The sequence below is a fragment of the Sulfitobacter sp. HI0129 genome, assembly GCF_001635395.1.
In the GTDB taxonomy this organism is placed as follows: Bacteria; Pseudomonadota; Alphaproteobacteria; order Rhodobacterales; family Rhodobacteraceae; genus Sulfitobacter.
This window is the reverse complement of the sequence record NZ_LWGH01001133.1, coordinates 1-975: the sequence shown is the minus strand read 5'-3', so window position 1 is coordinate 975 and position 975 is coordinate 1. Positions and strand designations below refer to the sequence as shown.

Below are 975 nucleotides of genomic sequence, written 5' to 3'. Positions count from 1 at the left end.
TGCTCTCGATCCTCGGCGGGCTGGCCGCCTTCATCCTCGTGGCCTCCCGCCTGATGATCGCGCTCCTGATCGGGATCGCCCCGGTGATGATCTTCCTGACCCTCTTCGAGGTCACCAAGGATTATTTCGCGCGCTGGTTATCCGCGCTTATCTCCTTCGCGATCTACCCGATCGTGGTCGCAGGTGTCTTCGCGACCATCACCGGGGTGGCCTCGGCTCTCATCGGCGAGTTGGGTGATCCGGAAGGGGCTTCCAACATTGGTGCCCTTCTCCCCTTCTTCATGATGGTCCTCATGGCCAAAGGGTTCATCATCGCAACACCCTTCATCGTCCGCGCGATCTCCGGCAACATCATGATGCCTGCCCTCTCCGGAGGCCTCGGTGGCGGATACAGTTTCGCCCGCGCCGCCATGGGAAGCCAGCAGGCCTACAACCGCTACCTAATTGGAGGCGCAAGCGGCGCAGAATACGCGGCCATCCGAGCGCGCCAAGTCTTTGGCGTACAGCAGATGCCCGTGAGGCAAGGCATGGGGCAGACGGGTTCCGCAGGCGGCACAGGATCCGCAGACTCGGGGTCAAAAATGCTGGCGCAGCTGGCTAGATTGGGACGGCTTGGGCGACGGTGAAGGCCCAAGCGGCTACTCGATTTTGCATCACAATGTTACGTTGCGGCCTTTCATTACCGGTGCAAGATCCGATTCCGGACGAACTCACGCTAAGTGAACGATGCAGCCACAAAACGTGTCCACTAACAGTCCTAAACGACCTTGGGTTGAAATTGAACTCGCTACTCAGCTCCAACCTCAATGTGCAGCAGCCCGTCGACCCGTTCCAAACCTGCCGGAAGCAACAAGTCTTCAAGCCATGCGATTGAACCGCGCCGGGTTTGCCGGAGGCTCCAACTCTTGAGTAGGATGGAGCATCATGAGCAAGACCACGAACAAGTTTTCCCCCGAAGTGCGCGAGCGCGCCGTG

The 975-nt window shown here is 59.6% G+C and carries 1 protein-coding gene; it reads left to right on the top strand.

All coding sequences use genetic code 11. From position 1 onward, the window contains the following. Positions 1 to 626: type IV secretion system protein (locus A3764_RS23710; protein ID WP_201722515.1), on the top strand; the 626-nt coding region annotated here is incomplete at its 5' end. Between the last annotated feature and the right edge of the window lie 349 nt (positions 627 to 975).